We start from the raw sequence: 15,514 nt of genomic DNA, 5'->3' as shown, positions 1-15,514 counted from the left end.
TCAGTCCGGCAGGATCTTGCCGGGATTGAGCAGGCCGTCGGGGTCGAACGCGTGCTTGATCGCGCGCATCGCCGCCAAAGTGGCGGCATCGATCGCCAGCGGCAGGAAATCGCGCTTGGCCAGGCCGATGCCATGTTCGCCGGACAATTGCCCGCCCAGCGCGATGACCGTCGCGAAAACCTCCGCCAACGCCGCCTCGGCGCGCGCTGCCTGATCGGCCTCGGCGGGATCGAACAACAGATTGACGTGCAGGTTGCCGTTGCCGGCATGCCCGAAACACACGATCTTCGTCTGCCGCGCCTTGGCGATGACGCCGACCCCGGCGACGAGATCGGGAATGCGCGACACCGGCACGACCACGTCCTCGTTGATCTTCCCCGGTGCGATCGTGCGCAGGGCCGGCGACAACGCCTTGCGGGCAGCCCAGAGTTTTTCGCGCGTGGCTTCATCGGGTGCGGCATCGATGGCAAGGCAGCCGTCGCCGTCTGCGGCCTGGCGCAGTGCGCGTTCGGCCGCAGCCAGCACCGCTTCATCGCCATCGGCTTCGATCATCAGCAAGGCGCCGGCGGTCGGCAGATCGGCACCGCCGACCTCGCGCGCCAGACGCACGCATTCGCCGTCCATGAATTCGAGCATCGAGGGCGTGACTGCTTGCGCCATGAGTCGCGCCACCGCCGCGGCGGCGCTGTCGACATCGCGGTACAAGGCGCGCAGGGCGCGTCGGTGCGGGGCGATCGGTGTGAGCTTCAAGGTCGCTTCGACGATCAGCGCGAGCGTGCCTTCCGAGCCGATCAACAGTCGTGACAGGTCGTAGCCGGTCGCGCCTTTCGTGGTCGCTGCGCCGAAGCTCACCAGTTCGCCCTGGCCGGTGACGGCGGTCAGCGCGAGCACGTTGTCGCGCGTCGCGCCGTATTTCACCGCGCGTGGGCCGCCGGCATTGCAGGCGAGATTGCCGCCGACGGTGCAATACGGCGCGCTGGTGGGGTCGGGCGGCCAGAACAAACCGTGGGCCTGCAGGGCCTGCTGCAGATCGCCGTTCAACAAACCTGGTTCGACGACCGCGACGCGATCGCCGGGCCGTATTGCGAGCAGGCGATTCATGCGTTCGAAACTCACGACCAAGCCGCCGTGCACGGGTACGCTGGCGCCGGTGGTATTGGTGCCGCGTCCGCGCGCGGTAATCGCCACGCGGTGGCTGCGGCACAGACGCACGAGCTCGAGCACCTGGTCGCGCGTCGTGGGCAGCGCCACCGCGTCAGGCAAGGCCTGCCGGCGCGAATTGTCGTAGCCATAAGCCACGCGCTCGGAGGCATCGAGCAGCAGTCCGTGCTCGCCGAGCAAACGCTGCAGAGCGGAAATCAGCGGCGCGGGCAGGGAAGGGCTCATGGCGCGATTCTAGCCCTGCCTCCCAGCCATCGCCCGAAACACGCCAGCCCGATCGCTGGCAGCCATACCCACTGCATCTCCGACAGCAACACCGACAGTCCGCGTGCACTGAAAAAACCGGCGCCGATCGGAGAAACCAGAATCGGTCGCCAAGGCGCGAAATGGCGGGTCGCGTCGAACGGCCAGAACAGCGCGACGCCGAGCCCGCCACTGGTGAAGGCATCCAGCAGCGGATGCGAGGCGCAGGCGATCGCGACGAAACAAAAAACGGTCATCGGCGAACGGCGCAAGGACGTCGCGAAGACCATCGCGCACAAACCCACCAACATCGCGAACACCAGGGAATGCGATGCGCCGCGATGACCGAAGTCGTCGGCATAGGGAATGCCGAACGCGAAGGCGATCGTGTCGAGATCGGGCAATACCGCCGCCGCCATCGCGACCGCAGTCAGGCGCCAGGGGAGGCGTTGTCCACCCAAGGCGACGGCGGCTGCGAGCGGAACGACCGCGTGGGTGAAGATCGTAGGCACGTCAGACGACGTCGTTGAGCGTGAATGCCGCGGGCAGCCATTCGCAGCTCAGGCCGTCGGGCTCTTCCTGCACGGCGACGACATCGAAGCGGCAGGCGGCTTGGCGATACGCCGGCGTGCCCGACAGCCAGGCCTGCGCGGCGAGCGCGATCTTGCGGCGCTTGCGCGCATCCACCGACGCGGCCGCGCCGCCGAAAGCGAAGTTTTTCCGCCGCCGCACTTCCACGAAGGCGACGGTCGCGCCGTCGCGCATGATCAGGTCGATTTCACCGAAGGGATAGCGCACGTTGCGCGCCAGCAGCTGCAAGCCACGCGCCTGCAGCAGGGCGCAAGCGGCCTGTTCGGCCTCGGCACCGAGGCGCTGGGTATCAGCGCGTGGCGGACGCGGCATTCGTCTGCAGGCCACCGTCCGGCGCGGCGCGCGGTCGGCCACCGCTGAACACGGCCCAGCTCGGATCGCGCTGGATGATGCCGAAGCTGTCCAGGCGCAGATCGCCGGTGGCACCGCGCAGCGTGTAGCCCGGATCGGTGCCGAGGCGGTCGAGATAGGCCGCGAGTTTCCACGCGTCCATGCCGAAAGCGAACAGACGCTGCGACGGACCCCGCGCGGTACCCAGTTCGGCGGCGAGTGCGTCGGCATCGATCAGATCGGGACGACGATCGAGCAGCCAGGGCAGTTCGGGAAATTCGATGCCGTCGAGTTCGACGTCCTGACGTGCATTCGCGCCGTTGAGGATCAGCGACGTCGAGACGCGCGGCAGCACCGAGAACGGCGAGACTTTGAGCTGTGCCGCGACCAGACGCGCCTGCGGCGCCTTGAGCACGAGTAGCACGGCCGTCGGCGCGGTGTGGCCAGCGCCGGTTTGCGCGGCGAGCAACGGGCCGACATCGACGATGCCATCGTCCACCACGACTTCGCCGACGACATCGCCGCCACGTGCACGCAGTTGTTCGCGGAACGCCGCCAGCGCGCGCTGGCCGCCGTCGTCGCGTTGCGTGAAGACCAGTACCTTCAACTGCCCGCGATTGGCCAGACGGTCGGCGGCGAACAGGCCCTCGTCGTCGGGAGACAGCGCGAAGCTGATGCTGCCCGGCGGCGGCGCCGACACGCCGCGGTTGAGCGCGATGATCGGCGCGCCGCTGACGTTCTGCGCGAACACGGCATTGATCTCGTCGCGGCTCAAGGGGCCGAGAATGAGTTGCGCACCGTCGGCATTGGCCTGGGCGGCGGCGCTCTGTGCACCGGCGGCGGTGCCGTTGGTGTCGTAGAACTTGATGTTGGGACGACGACGGGTTTCGGCGTAGTACGCCGCGAGAATGCCGTCGCGCACGCCAGCGCCGGCGCCGGCGAGCGAGCCCGTCGATGGCAGCAACACGGCCAGCTGCAGTGGCGGACGGTAGCCGTCGCTGTCGGCCGGTGGGAATGCCTGCGTGCGCACCTGGGCGCTGCGGTCGAGCGGATGCGGCAAGGGCAGGCCGCGCTTGGCCAATTCGCGGGCAGCGAACGGATACAGCGGATCGTTGCCGGCGAGCGCCGCGCTGCGCGCACTCAGCGTGCCGTTGTCGACGCCGGCGAGCAGGCGTTCGACATTGCGCGCATTCGCCGCGCGTTCTTTCGCGGGCGCATTCGGTTGCAGCAGGGCCGCGGTTTCGATCGCGACATCGAAGGGCTGGCCGGCGGCGGTAAATGCGCGTGCACGCAGGCTGTGCCAGCGGATCGCATCGGGCACGCTGCCGGGGTTCTGGCCGAGCAGGGCGAGCGCGTCGCGGCCGCGGCCGTCTTCGATCAGGAATTGCGCATTGAGCAGATCGTGATTGAACGCGTCTTCGCCAACGAGCTTGCGACGATTCGACTGCGCCAGCGTCTGACGCGCAGCGGCGCCGTCGCCGGCGCGCTCGAAGGCTTCGGCGGCATGCACGAGGGCGCGATCGCGCACGGCACTGCGCGGTTCGTTGGCGATCTGCAGATAGGCTTGCGCGGCCTCGCGATATTTGCCGTTGTCGAGCAGGGCGCCGGCGGCCTGTTCCGCCGGGGTGACGGCGGGGGTGGTGCTGACGGTGGCGCAGCCGGCCATCAGCAGCGGGATCAGGATCAGGGGCAACAGTCGTGCGCGCATGGGTCGGTTCCGGGGGGCGATGCCGCTAAGATGATACCCGGTCGACCGACCGTTCAAGCACAGGAAGGCCGCCATGGGCGCCATCAAAGCCGGCACGCTCTATGTGGTGGCCACCCCGATCGGCAACCTCGCCGACCTCACGCCGCGTGCGCGCGAGGTGCTGGCGGCCGTCGACGCGATTTGTGCCGAGGACACCCGGCACACGCGCCAGTTGCTGTCGGCCTTCGGCCTGGACAAGCCGCTCGTCGCCCTGCACGAGCACAACGAAGGCGAGATGGCGGCACGTCTGGTCGAACGTCTGCGCGCGGGCGATACCCTGGCCCTGGTGTCCGACGCGGGCACGCCGCTGGTGTCGGATCCCGGCTACCGTCTCGTGCGCGAAGTGCGTGCGGCCGGCTTCAGCGCCAGTCCGATTCCTGGTGCCTGCGCGGCGATCGCGGCGTTGTCGGTCGCCGGCATTCCCAGTGATCGTTTCTGTTTCGAGGGGTTTCTGCCAGCGAAAGCCTCCGGTCGTCGCGAACGTCTGAGTGGTCTGGCGAAAGAAACCCGCACCCTGGTGTTCTATGAAAGCGCACATCGCATCGAGGAGTCGCTCGCGGATTTCGTCGCGATCTTCGGCGCGACGCGCGAGGCGGTGATCGCGCGCGAACTGACGAAGTTGTTCGAGACCGTACTCGGCGACACGCTGGGCGCGCTGCTGGAGCGCGTCCGCGCCGACGACAATCAACGCAAGGGCGAATTCGTACTGATCGTGCGCGGTTGCGCGGACGATGCCGATGCCTCGCTCATCGAAGGCCAGCGTCTGTATGCGCGGCTCGTGGAATACCTCAAGCCCTCGCAGGCGGCGAAGCTCGCTGCGGAACTCAGCGGCGCCCCGAGAAAAGCGCTGTACGGCGGCGAATGAAGCGCGCGTGTGAGACAATGCGCATGGCGGAGTCGGCCAAGACAACCGCGTCGCGACTTGATCGCGCCGAGGAAAGTCCGGGCTCCACAGAGCAGGGTGCCAGGTAACGCCTGGGCGGCGCGAGCCGACGGAAAGTGCAACAGAAAACAAACCGCCGAACGGCTCGAAAGAGTGCGTGGTAAGGGCGAAACGGCGAGGTAAGAGCTCACCGCATGCGGGGCTAACGCCGCATGGCACGGCAAACCCCACCCGGAGCAAGGCCAAATAGGGGGACTATGGGTTGGCTCGACCCGTCCCCGGGTGCGCTGCTTGAGCCTTGCCGCGAGGCAAGGCCGAGAGGAATGGTTGTCCACGACAGAACCCGGCTTACTGGTCGGCTCCGCCACTTCTGTCCATCCCGGCCCAGGAAATCCGCGTCCGGACGCCCTCCGGGCGAGCGAACCCGCCGCCGCGTCGAAATATCCCGAGAACGCCTCCGAGCGGCTTGACCCGCGCAGTCGGGGCTGTTCCACGCGTCCGCTCGGCCGCCAGGGGCCCGGGGAGTCTCTTCCCCGAAGAGACTGCGAACCAGCGCACGCCTCTGCATCAAATCCATGTGAAACAACACTTCCCGAACGCTTCTTAAACAAGACTCTGAAGTTCGCTGCAAGGTCTTGATTCCCCTAGTGAATTTCCCCTGTTTTTGTTCTTGACAGCCCCCAGGCTCAGGTCTAACGTGGGCTTCCGAGGGAATTTCGGGTTTTTTGTGGGGTTTGGTGGGTATGTTTCAGGGTGAAACCGCGATCACGATCGACGACAAGGGCCGTCTGGCGATTCCTACCGCCTACCGGGACCTCGTCGCGCGTGCTTGCGGCAACCGTCTGGTCATCACCTACAACCCCTACGAGTCCGGCTGTCTCTGGCTGTACCCGGAATCGGGCTGGGAAAAAGTCCGCGACCAGGTCAATGCCCTGCCCAATGCCAAGCGCGTGCATCGCAACCTCCAGCTCAAGCTGGTCGGCGCGGCCACGCTTGTCGAGCCCGATGGCAGCGGCCGTCTCCTCGTTCCGCCCAGCCACCGCAATGCGGCGGGCATCGAGAAAAAGGCCGTGTTGCTGGGCATGGGCAGCAAGTTCGAGTTGTGGAGCGAGCAGGCGCACCTCGCGCAGATCCGTCAGACGATTGCCGAAGACGAGATCAGCGACGACATGCTCGATCTGAGGCTCTGACCGGTGACGGCCGGGAAATCTGTGGAGACGCAGACCCCCAGCCATCTTCCGGTGATGTGGACGCAGGTGATGGACGGCCTGCGCGTGCTCAAGGATGGCAAGTATTTGGATGGCACGTTCGGGCGTGGCGGTCACGCGCGCGGCGTACTCGACCGGCTTGGTCCGGCAGGAAGGCTGTTGTTGATGGACAAGGACCCCGAAGCGATCGCCACCGCCGCCGAACTTTTCGGCAGCGATGCGCGCGTCGCCGTCCGACGCGGCTCGTTCGCGGATTTGGGGAACTGGAGCGAAACCGCCGAGGGCCTGGATGGCGTGCTGTTTGACCTCGGCGTCTCTTCTCCGCAGCTGGACGTCGCCGAACGCGGATTCAGTTTCCGCGCCGACGGCCCGCTCGACATGCGCATGGATCCCGATTCGGGCGAGAGCGCGGCCCAGTGGCTGGCGCGTGCCAGCGAACGCGAAATCGCCGACGTGCTGTGGATCTACGGCGAGGAAAAACTCAGCCGTCGCATCGCCCGCACGATCCTGGCACGCCGCAGCGAAGAACCGCTGACCCGCACCGCGCAGCTCGCCGAGCTCATTTCCGGCTGCGTGCCGCGCGGCGACGGCAAGATCCATCCGGCCACGCGCAGCTTCCAGGCGATCCGCATCTTCATCAACCGCGAGCTCGAGGACCTGGAAAAAGGTCTCGCCGCGGCGCATGAGCGCCTCAAGCCGGGCGGGCGCCTCGCCGTGATCAGCTTCCATTCGCTGGAAGACCGCATCGTCAAACGCTTCATCGCCGCGCATGCCAAGGCGCCGCCGGGCAACCGGCGCATGCCGGTCGCGGCCGAATTCACCGCGAGCCTGCTCGACATCGGCGGCGCGCAGCGCGCGTTCGACGAGGAAATCTCGCGCAATCCGCGCTCGCGCAGCGCCGTGCTGCGGGTCGCGGAAAAAGTGCAGGAGACGGCCGCATGAGCCTGCGCGTATTCCTGTTCGCACTGATGATCGCGGCCGTGCTCGGCAGCGGCATCGCCGTGGTCTATGCGCGCCAGCAGCATCGCCAGGCCTATGTCGAGCTGACCCGGCTCGAACGCGCGCGCGACGAACTCAACATCGAATTCAGTCGTCTGCAGCTGGAGCAGGCGACGTGGTCGGAAACCAATCGCATCGAGCAGGTCGCCACCGAGCGCCTGGGCATGGGCTTCCCGCAAGGCTCGGACGTGGTGGTGCTGACGCCATGAAAACCCGCGCCCGTCCCTACGATCTCAAACTACGCTTGACCATCCTCGGCGCCGTGCTCGGCTGCTGCGGCGTCGTGCTGGTCGGTCGCGCGGCGCATATGCAGCTGCTCGACAACGATTTCTACCAGCATGAGGGCGACGCGCGCTTCCTGCGCGAAGTGCCGATCGCGACCTCGCGCGGCATGATCATGGACCGCAACGGCGAACCCCTGGCGGTGTCCACGCCGGTCGAGTCGGTGTGGGCCAACCCCAAGGAACTGCTGCAGCATCCCGAGCGTCTGCCCGAGCTGGCCAAGGCCCTGGGCATTCCCGAAGACGTGCTGACGCAGCGCATCGCGCAGCGTTCGGGCAAGGAATTCGTGTTCCTGCGCAGGCACATCAATCCCGACGACGCCCAGGCCGTGGTCGCGCGCGGCATTCCGGGTGTGTATTCGCAGCGCGAGTTCCGCCGGTTCTACCCGCACGGCGAAGTCATGGCGCACGTGCTGGGCTTCACCAACATCGACGATCAGGGCCAGGAAGGCGTCGAACTCGCGTTCAACGACTGGCTGACCGGCAAGCCGGGCGCGCAGCGCGTGATTCGCGATCGTCGCGGCCGCATCGTCGAGAACGTCGACCTGATCCGCGCTGCGCAGCCGGGCAAGGACATCACGCTGTCGATCGACCGGCGCATCCAGTATCTGGCCTATCGCGAGCTCAAGGCCGCGCTGCTCGCCAATCATGCGCGCAGCGGTTCGGTGGTCGTGCTCGACGTGCCGACCGGCGAAATCCTCGCCATGGTCAACCAGCCGTCCTACAACCCGAACGCCCGCGAAGCCGCCGAACCCGGCGTGCATCGCAACCGCGCGGTCACCGACGTCGTCGAGCCCGGCTCGGTGATGAAGGCGATGACGGTGATGGCGGCGCTGGAAAACGGCGTGGATCCCAACATCACGCTCGACACCAATCCCGGCATCATGATGCTGGGCAAGTATCCGATTCGCGATACCAGCAACCACGGCGTGGTCACGCTCGAAGGCCTGTTGCAGCACTCGTCGAACATCGGCGCGGCCAAGCTCGGCATGGGCATGAGCAACGACCATTTCTACGACGTGCTGCATCGTTTCGGCTTTGGCACCAGCACCGGCTCGGGCTTTCCCGGCGAGTCGGCCGGCGTGCTCGCGCCGGCGCGCAGCTGGGGCCCGGTCGAAAAAGCCACGATCGCCTACGGCTACGGTGTTTCCGTAACGCCGTTGCAGCTTGCCCAGGCGTACGCGGCGATGGCCAATGAGGGGCGTCTGATGCCGCCGACCTTTATTCGCGGAGGCGAGGGCAGTGGTCGCCAGGTCATGGATCCGCGCATCGCGCGACAAGTGCTGCTGATGCTCGAGAGCGTCACGCGTGCCGGCGGTTCCGCGCCGAAAGCGGCGGTCACCGGCTACCACGTCGCCGGCAAGACCGGCACCTCGCGCAAGGCCAGTGCTGGCGGCTATCAGAAGCGTTACGTGTCGCTGTTCGCTGGTGTCGTGCCGCTGGATCATCCGAAGTTCGCGATGGTCGTGGTCATCAACGAGCCGAACGGCCGCGACTACTACGGCGGCCTGGTTTCCGCGCCGGTCTTCCACAACGTCATGGACGGCGCGCTGCGCCTCATGGATGTGCCGCCGGACAAGGTCGAAGAGTGGTATGCGCAGCAGCCGGCGCCCGTGGCCGCACCGACGATCGCCGATGTCGCGGATGGCAATGTCATCGACGAGGCGCCGGCCGCGCCGGCCGCGCCCGCCGCCGAGGCCCCGGCAACGGCGGCCGCGCTGGCACCCGGAGCGCTCCGATGAGCCGCGCCATGCCCCTGCATGATCTTCTCGCCGGCGAAGTGCCGGCTTTGCCGTCTTTCAATCCGATGATTCGCGGGCTGTCCGCAGACAGTCGCGAGCTCGGTGCCGGCGATGCTTTCGTCGCGCTGGCCGGCGCCAGCACGCACGGCCTGAACTTCGTCGACAAAGCGCAAGCGGCGCAGGTCGCGGCGATCCTGTTCGAACTGCCGGCGCCGCAGGATGTCGTCGTGCCTGCCAACGCGATCGGCGTGAGTGACTTGCGCCACAAGCTCGGCCGGCTGGCCGATCGTTTCTACGGCTCGCCGTCGAAGACGATGACGATGACCGGCGTCACCGGCACCAATGGCAAGACCTCGACCGTGCAACTGATCGCACAGGCGCTGGCTTCGCAGGGCGAAACGGTCGGCACGATCGGTACGCTCGGCGCGGGCCTGTACGGACGCATCGTCGCGCACGAACGCACCACGCCCGACGTCATTCCCGTGCACCGTCTGCTTGCGCAGATGCGCGACGAAGGCGCGACGCAGGTGGCGATGGAAGTGTCCTCGCACGGACTCGAACTCGGGCGCGTCGACGAGGTCGCGTTCCGCGTGGCGGTGTTCACCAATCTCACGCGCGACCATCTCGACTTCCATGGCACGATGGAAGCCTACGGGGCGGCCAAGCGCAAACTGTTCGCGTGGCCGACCCTGCGCGCGGCGGTGATCAATCTCGACGATGCCTTCGGCGCCGCATTGATCGGCGACCTCGCCGATGGCGTGCAGCGCATCGGTTTCAGTTCGCGCGGCCATGCCGGCGCTACCCTGAAGGCGGACGGCCTGTCGCTGTCGCCGGAAGGTCTGCGCTTCACGCTCAGCGAAGGCGGGCAATCCTTCGCGATCGCGTCGCCGCTGCTGGGACGGTTCAACGTCGACAACCTGCTCGCAGTCGCCGGCGCCTTGCGCGGGCTGGACTGGAACCTGGAGAAGGTCGCGCGCGTCCTGCCCGTGCTCTCGCCGGTCGGCGGGCGCATGAGTCGCGTCGGCGGTGACGCCGGACAGCCCCTGCTGGTGGTCGACTATGCGCATACGCCCGACGCACTTGAGCAGGCCTTGTCGACCCTGCGCGAGCACACCCCCGGTCGTCTGATCTGCGTGTTCGGCTGCGGTGGCGACCGCGATCGCGGCAAGCGTCCGCAGATGGCTGCGATCGCTGAACAGCGCGCCGACCGCGTCATCGTCACCGACGATAATCCGCGCAGCGAAAGCGGCGACGCGATCGTCGCCGACATCCGCGCCGGTTTCCGTCACCCGGAACGCATCGAGTTCGAGCGTGATCGCGAACGCGCGATCGCGCAGGCGCTGACCGGTGCGACCGCGCAGGACATCATCCTGATCGCCGGCAAGGGTCACGAGACCTACCAGGAAGTCGCTGGGGTCAAACATCCGTTCGACGATCTCGCCGTCGCGCAGCGCCTGCTGGGAGCACGCGCATGAGGCCGGTCATGCTGTCGCAGATCGCCAGCTGGTGCGAAGGCCGTCACCTCGGCGACGACGTGGAGATCAGCGCGGTCAGCACCGATACGCGTACGATCGCGCCCGGCGCGCTGTTCGTGGCCCTGCGTGGCGAGCGTTTCGACGCGCACGACATGGTTGCCGAGGCGCAGCATCGCGGCGCCGCCGCCCTGCTGGTGCATCGCGAAGTCGATTCGACCCTGCCGCAGGTGCTGTGCGCGGACACCGAAGAAGCACTCGGCGAACTCGCCGCCGGCATCCAGCGTGGACGCCCGGCCGTCGTCGTCGCGCTGACCGGCAGCAATGGCAAGACTTCGGTAAAGACGCTCATCCAGGGCATCCTTTCGCGCGCGGGCCGCACCTATTTCAATCCGGGCAATCGCAACAACGAGATCGGCCTGCCGCTGGCGGTGCTCGATGCGCCGGAAGACGCGCAGTTCGCGATCTACGAGATGGGCGCGGGCAAGCCCGGCGACATCGCCTATCTGGCCAGCATCGCGCCGCCGCAGGTCGCCCTGGTCAACAACATCGCGCCGGCGCACATGGAGCGCATGGGCAGCCTGCTGGGCATCGCCGAGACCAAGGCGGCGATCTACGAAGCCTTGCCCGACGACGGCGTGGCGGTAATCAATGCCGACGACGCGTTCGCGCCCTTCTTCGCCCAGATCGTCGGTGCTCGCCGCAGTTTCCGCTTTGGCATCGAGAACAATGCCGATGTGCGCGCCAGTCGCATCGTGACGGGCGCGGAGCGGTCGCGTTTCCATCTGCATACCCCTGCGGGGAATGCCGAGATCGTGTTGCCCTTGCCTGGCCGCCACAATGTGCTGAACGCGCTCGCCGCCACGGCGCTGGCGCTCGCCGCCGGTGCCCCGTTCGAGGCGATCGTCGAGGGCCTCGCGAACGCCGAGCAGGTGAAGGGCCGGCAGATCGCGCACCGTTTGCATAGCGGCGCCGTGCTCATCGACGACAGCTACAACGCCAATCCCGGATCGGTCGCTGCTGCCATTGCCACGCTGGCGCAGGCGGGAGAGGACGCGTGGCTGGTGTTCGGCAACATGGGCGAACTCGGCGAAACCTCGGCGCAATTGCATGCCGAGGTCGGCGCTCAGGCCAAGCGTGCGGGGCTCAAGCGTCTGTGGTCGGTCGGCGATCTTGCGCGCGAAGCCAGCGTCGCCTTCGGGGAAGGCGGACGTCATTTCATTGACCAGGGCGCCCTCGTGGCCGCACTGCAAACCGAACTGCGCGCCGGCGTGCGCTGCCTGGTCAAGGGGTCGCGCTCGAGCGCGATGGACAACATCGTCAATGCGCTGCTCGCGCAGGACAGGGGAGACACCGGGCATGCTGCTTGAACTGGCGCGCTGGCTGCAGGGACTGGCGCGATTCTTCGCGCTGTTCGACTACATCACGATGCGCGCGATCCTCAGCGCGCTCACCGCGCTCGCCTTGTCGCTCCTCTTGGGTCCGAGCGTGATTGCGCGTCTGGCCACGCTCAAGGGCGGCCAGCCGATCCGCAGCGATGGTCCGCAGAGCCATTTCTCCAAGGCCGGTACGCCGACGATGGGCGGGGCGCTGATCCTGCTCACGATCACGCTGTCGACTTTGCTCTGGGGCGATCTGCGCAACCGCTACGTCTGGGTACTGCTCGGCGTGCTCGTGTCGTTCGGCGCGATCGGTTGGCTCGACGACTGGATCAAGATCGTGCGTCGCGATCCCAATGGTCTCAAGTCGCGGCACAAGTACGCCTTGCAGTCCTTGTTCGGTCTGGCTGCGGCGGTCTTCCTGTACGCGACGGCCGATGTGCCGGCGGCGACGACGCTGTATCTGCCGCTGCTGAAGAACTTCGCCTGGCCGATGGGTCTGGGCTTCATCGTGCTGGCGTATTTCTGGATCGTCGGGTTCTCCAACGCGGTCAATCTCACCGATGGTCTCGATGGTCTGGCGATCATGCCGACAGTGCTGGTGGCGGCGGCCCTGGGTGTCTTCGCCTACGCCTCGGGCAATGTCGTGTTCTCCGACTACCTCGGTATCCCGGCGGTACGCGGTGCGGGCGAGCTGACGATCTTCTGCGCGGCGGTCGCCGGTGCCGGTCTCGGCTTCCTGTGGTTCAACACCTATCCGGCGATGGTGTTCATGGGCGACATCGGCGCGCTGGCACTCGGCGCGGCCTTGGGCACGATCGCAGTCATCGTTCGACAGGAAGCGATCCTGCTGGTCATGGGCGGCATCTTCGTTATCGAAACGCTGTCGGTGATGATCCAGGTCGCCAGCTTCAAGCTCACCGGCAAGCGGGTGTTCCGCATGGCGCCGATCCATCACCACTTCGAGCTCAAGGGTTGGCCGGAACCGCGCGTGATCGTGCGCTTCTGGATCATTTCCGTCGTGCTCGTCCTCGTGGGTCTCGCGACCTTGAAGGTGCGCTGATGATCACGCTGCGCGACCGCGCCAGCCAAGCCCTGCGCTTCGACGACCTCGAAGGTCGTTTCGACGCCTGGCTGATCGGCATTGCCCTGGTGCTGGCCGGTCTGGGCGTGGTCATGGTCGCGTCGAGTTCGATGCCCTACGCGATGAGCAATGGCGTCGGGCCGTTCTACTACCTCAATCGCCACCTTGTCTTCCTCGCACTCGGCGGTGTGCTGGCGTTGACGGTCATGCGGACCGAAATAAAGCGCATCGAGCAGCACAGCCAGATCATCCTGCTGCTGTGCTTTGCGATGTTGCTGGCGGTGCTGGTGCCGGGCATCGGCAAGTCGGTCAACGGCGCCAGGCGCTGGATCAATCTGGGCATTTCCAATTTCCAGGTCGTCGAGGCAGTGAAGCTGATGCTCATCGTCTGGCTGGCCAGCTATCTCGTGCGTTTCCGCGACGAGATCGGCAACAGCTGGAAGGCTTTGTTCAAGCCGCTGATCGTTGCCGGCGCCCTGGTCGGTCTGCTTTTGCTGCAGCCGGACTTCGGCTCGGCCTCGTTGATCCTCGCGATCACCGGCGGCATGGTCTGGCTCGGCGGCGCGCGCATCCGCAATCTCGCCTTGCCGACCTTGGCGGGCCTGGCCGCGATGTCCTTTATCGTGATGCTGGAACCGTATCGTGTGAAGCGTCTGGCTTCCTTCAGCAATCCGTGGGCGGATGCGCAGGACAGCGGCTACCAGCTCGTGCAGGCGCTGATCGCGATCGGCCGCGGCGACCTGACCGGCGTCGGTCTAGGCGGCAGCATTCTCAAGCTCGACTATCTGCCGGAAGCGCATACCGACTTCATCTTCTCGGTCACCGCCGAGGAGCTGGGTTTCGTCGGCGTGTGCTGCATCATCGGCCTGTTCGCGCTGTTCACCTGGCGTGCGCTGCGCCTGGGCCTGCGCTGCATCGAAATGCGCCGTCATTTCAGCGGCTATTGCGCCTTCGGCATCGGTCTGTGGATCAGCCTTCAGGCTTTCGTGTCGATGGGCGTGAATCTCGGCATCCTGCCGACCAAGGGCCTGACGCTGCCGCTGGTGTCTTCGGGTGGTTCTAGCGTGTTGATGACCTGCGTGGCGATGGGTCTGCTGTTGCGCGTGAGCTACGAGCTCGATCGCGCCGAGCGGCAGAAAGCCAAGCTTCGCGCGCAGGCGCCGGCGAGCGACGCCGTGTCCGACGAGGAGCTGTACGAAACCGCCCCGCGTGGCGCGGCGGCGGCAGCCCGGCTTGGTCCGACCACGACGATGCCGGCCACGCGCGGCAATCGCGCGCGGATCGAACCGCGTCTCGGAGCGCAGCGATGAACGCCGTCGTGTCGAAATCGCCGGTAATGATTCTCGCAGGCGGAACCGGCGGTCACATCTTTCCGGGGCTCGCGGTCGCGCGCGCCCTGCGCGCCCGCGACGTGCCGGTGCTGTGGCTCGGCGCGAACGGCGGCATGGAAACGCGCCTGGTGCCCGCCAACGACGTGCCGATCGAAACGATCGCGGTCCGCGGTCTGCGCGGCAAGAATCTCGCGAGCACGTTGATGGCGCCGTTCGTCGTCCTGCGTTCGGTGTGGCAGGCGCTTTCTGTGCTGCGTCGCGCGCAGCCGCGCGCGGTCGTGAGTTTCGGCGGATTCGCCGCCGGTCCGGGCGGCCTGGCGGCCTGGTTGCTGCGCCGTCCGTTGATCGTGCACGAACAGAATCGTGCACCGGGCATGACCAATCGCGTGCTCGCGCGTCTCGCGCGGCGCGTGCTCTGCGGATTTCCGGACAGCTTTGCGGGCGTGGTCAATGAAACCGTCGGCAACCCCGTGCGGCCGGAAATCGCGGCCCTGCCGCCGCCGGCAGAGCGCTTCGCCGGTCGCAGCGGCCCCTTGCGTCTGCTTGTGCTCGGCGGCAGCCAAGGCGCGCGCGCGCTCAATACCGCGGTGCCGAAAGTGATCGCGGCGCTGCAGGCGGCGACGCCGTTCGAGGTTCGTCATCAGTGCGGCGAAAAAATGCGCGACGAGGCCGTGCAGTCGTACGCCGCGGCCGGTGTGGAAGCGAGTGTCGAGACCTTCATCACCGACATGGCCGCGGCCTACGGCTGGGCCGACCTCGTGATCGGTCGCGCCGGGGCGCTGACCATCGCCGAATTGTGTGCTGCGGGTGTCGCCAGCGTGCTGGTGCCATTCCCGGGCGCGGTCGACGACCACCAGGCGCGCAATGCCGACTATCTCAAGGAACGCGGCGGCGGAGACTGGCTGCGCCAGGACGGCAATCTCGATGTCGAACTGCGCGCGCATCTGCAGGCGTTCGCCGGCAATCGCGCGCACCTGCTGCGCATGGCCGAGGCCGCGCGCGCGGCCAGCTTTCCCCGCGCGGCGGACGCCGTGGCTGACATCGTGATGCAGGAGGCAAGGGC

The 15,514-nt window shown here is 67.1% G+C and carries 13 protein-coding genes, 1 other RNA gene and 1 pseudogene; 11 read left to right on the top strand and 4 right to left on the bottom strand.

The genetic code is table 11. From position 1 onward, the window contains the following. From G467_RS0112705 to G467_RS16775, 4 genes are read right to left on the bottom strand one after another with little or no spacing between them, the layout of a single operon-like run. Positions 1–1,386 (bottom strand): FAD-binding oxidoreductase, encoded by a 1,386-nt coding sequence (locus tag G467_RS0112705; RefSeq protein WP_022970121.1) that lies wholly within the window; start codon positions 1,384–1,386, stop codon positions 1–3. Beyond that, positions 1,383–1,916: a metal-dependent hydrolase gene (locus tag G467_RS16780; protein ID WP_022970120.1), complete on the bottom strand. Its 534-nt coding sequence runs from the start codon at positions 1,914–1,916 to the stop codon at positions 1,383–1,385. The genes G467_RS0112705 and G467_RS16780 overlap by 4 nt, the downstream gene beginning before the upstream one ends. Before the next feature lies 1 nt (position 1,917). Then, the gene (locus tag G467_RS0112695) at positions 1,918–2,307 is read right to left on the bottom strand and encodes a YraN family protein (RefSeq protein ID WP_022970119.1); all 390 of its coding nucleotides are present in this window, start codon (positions 2,305–2,307) and stop codon (positions 1,918–1,920) included. Continuing rightward, on the bottom strand, positions 2,285–4,033 hold the full coding sequence (locus tag G467_RS16775) for a penicillin-binding protein activator (RefSeq protein ID WP_022970118.1): 1,749 nt from the start codon (positions 4,031–4,033) through the stop codon (positions 2,285–2,287). The genes G467_RS0112695 and G467_RS16775 overlap by 23 nt, the downstream gene beginning before the upstream one ends. A 73-nt stretch (positions 4,034–4,106) precedes the next feature. Here G467_RS16775 and rsmI point away from each other — a divergent pair, with 73 nt between their 5' ends. The 11 genes and pseudogenes from rsmI to murG all read left to right on the top strand — a co-directional run. Then, positions 4,107–4,937, top strand: a complete 831-nt coding sequence (rsmI, locus tag G467_RS0112685) for a 16S rRNA (cytidine(1402)-2'-O)-methyltransferase (RefSeq protein ID WP_022970117.1) — start codon at positions 4,107–4,109, stop codon at positions 4,935–4,937. Positions 4,938–4,965: 28 nt separating this feature from the next. Next, positions 4,966–5,322: RNase P RNA component class A (rnpB, locus tag G467_RS17640), an RNA gene on the top strand. A gap of 367 nt (positions 5,323–5,689) precedes the next feature. Continuing rightward, on the top strand, positions 5,690–6,145 hold the full coding sequence (gene mraZ / locus G467_RS0112680) for a division/cell wall cluster transcriptional repressor MraZ (RefSeq protein WP_211214068.1): 456 nt from the start codon (positions 5,690–5,692) through the stop codon (positions 6,143–6,145). Positions 6,146–6,166: 21 nt separating this feature from the next. Next, positions 6,167–7,105 (top strand): 16S rRNA (cytosine(1402)-N(4))-methyltransferase RsmH, encoded by a 939-nt coding sequence (gene rsmH / locus G467_RS0112675; protein WP_022970115.1) that lies wholly within the window; start codon positions 6,167–6,169, stop codon positions 7,103–7,105. Further along, the gene (ftsL, locus tag G467_RS0112670; RefSeq protein WP_022970114.1) at positions 7,102–7,371 is read left to right on the top strand and encodes a cell division protein FtsL; all 270 of its coding nucleotides are present in this window, start codon (positions 7,102–7,104) and stop codon (positions 7,369–7,371) included. Before rsmH ends, ftsL begins: the two co-directional genes overlap by 4 nt. After that, on the top strand, positions 7,368–9,185 hold the full coding sequence (locus G467_RS0112665) for a peptidoglycan D,D-transpeptidase FtsI family protein (RefSeq protein WP_022970113.1): 1,818 nt from the start codon (positions 7,368–7,370) through the stop codon (positions 9,183–9,185). Before ftsL ends, G467_RS0112665 begins: the two co-directional genes overlap by 4 nt. Further along, a complete protein-coding gene (locus tag G467_RS0112660; RefSeq protein WP_022970112.1) occupies positions 9,182–10,660 on the top strand; it encodes a UDP-N-acetylmuramoyl-L-alanyl-D-glutamate--2,6-diaminopimelate ligase in 1,479 nt (492 codons plus the stop codon). The genes G467_RS0112665 and G467_RS0112660 overlap by 4 nt, the downstream gene beginning before the upstream one ends. Continuing rightward, entirely contained in the window at positions 10,657–12,027 is a 1,371-nt protein-coding gene (locus tag G467_RS0112655) for a UDP-N-acetylmuramoyl-tripeptide--D-alanyl-D-alanine ligase (protein ID WP_022970111.1), read from the top strand. The genes G467_RS0112660 and G467_RS0112655 overlap by 4 nt, the downstream gene beginning before the upstream one ends. Continuing rightward, positions 12,017–13,099, top strand: a complete 1,083-nt coding sequence (gene mraY, locus G467_RS0112650; protein ID WP_022970110.1) for a phospho-N-acetylmuramoyl-pentapeptide-transferase — start codon at positions 12,017–12,019, stop codon at positions 13,097–13,099. Before G467_RS0112655 ends, mraY begins: the two co-directional genes overlap by 11 nt. A gap of 8 nt (positions 13,100–13,107) precedes the next feature. Continuing rightward, a complete protein-coding gene (gene ftsW, locus G467_RS0112645) occupies positions 13,108–14,430 on the top strand; it encodes a putative lipid II flippase FtsW (protein ID WP_026802661.1) in 1,323 nt (440 codons plus the stop codon). Further along, positions 14,427–15,509, top strand: a pseudogene (gene murG, locus G467_RS16770) (undecaprenyldiphospho-muramoylpentapeptide beta-N-acetylglucosaminyltransferase); the annotation flags it as partial. The gene ftsW and the pseudogene murG, both read left to right, overlap by 4 nt. Positions 15,510–15,514 lie beyond the last annotated feature (5 nt).

The organism is Arenimonas oryziterrae DSM 21050 = YC6267, assembly GCF_000420545.1.
Classification (GTDB): Bacteria; Pseudomonadota; Gammaproteobacteria; order Xanthomonadales; family Xanthomonadaceae; genus Arenimonas; species Arenimonas oryziterrae.
This window is presented reverse-complemented; position numbering and strand designations above follow the sequence as displayed.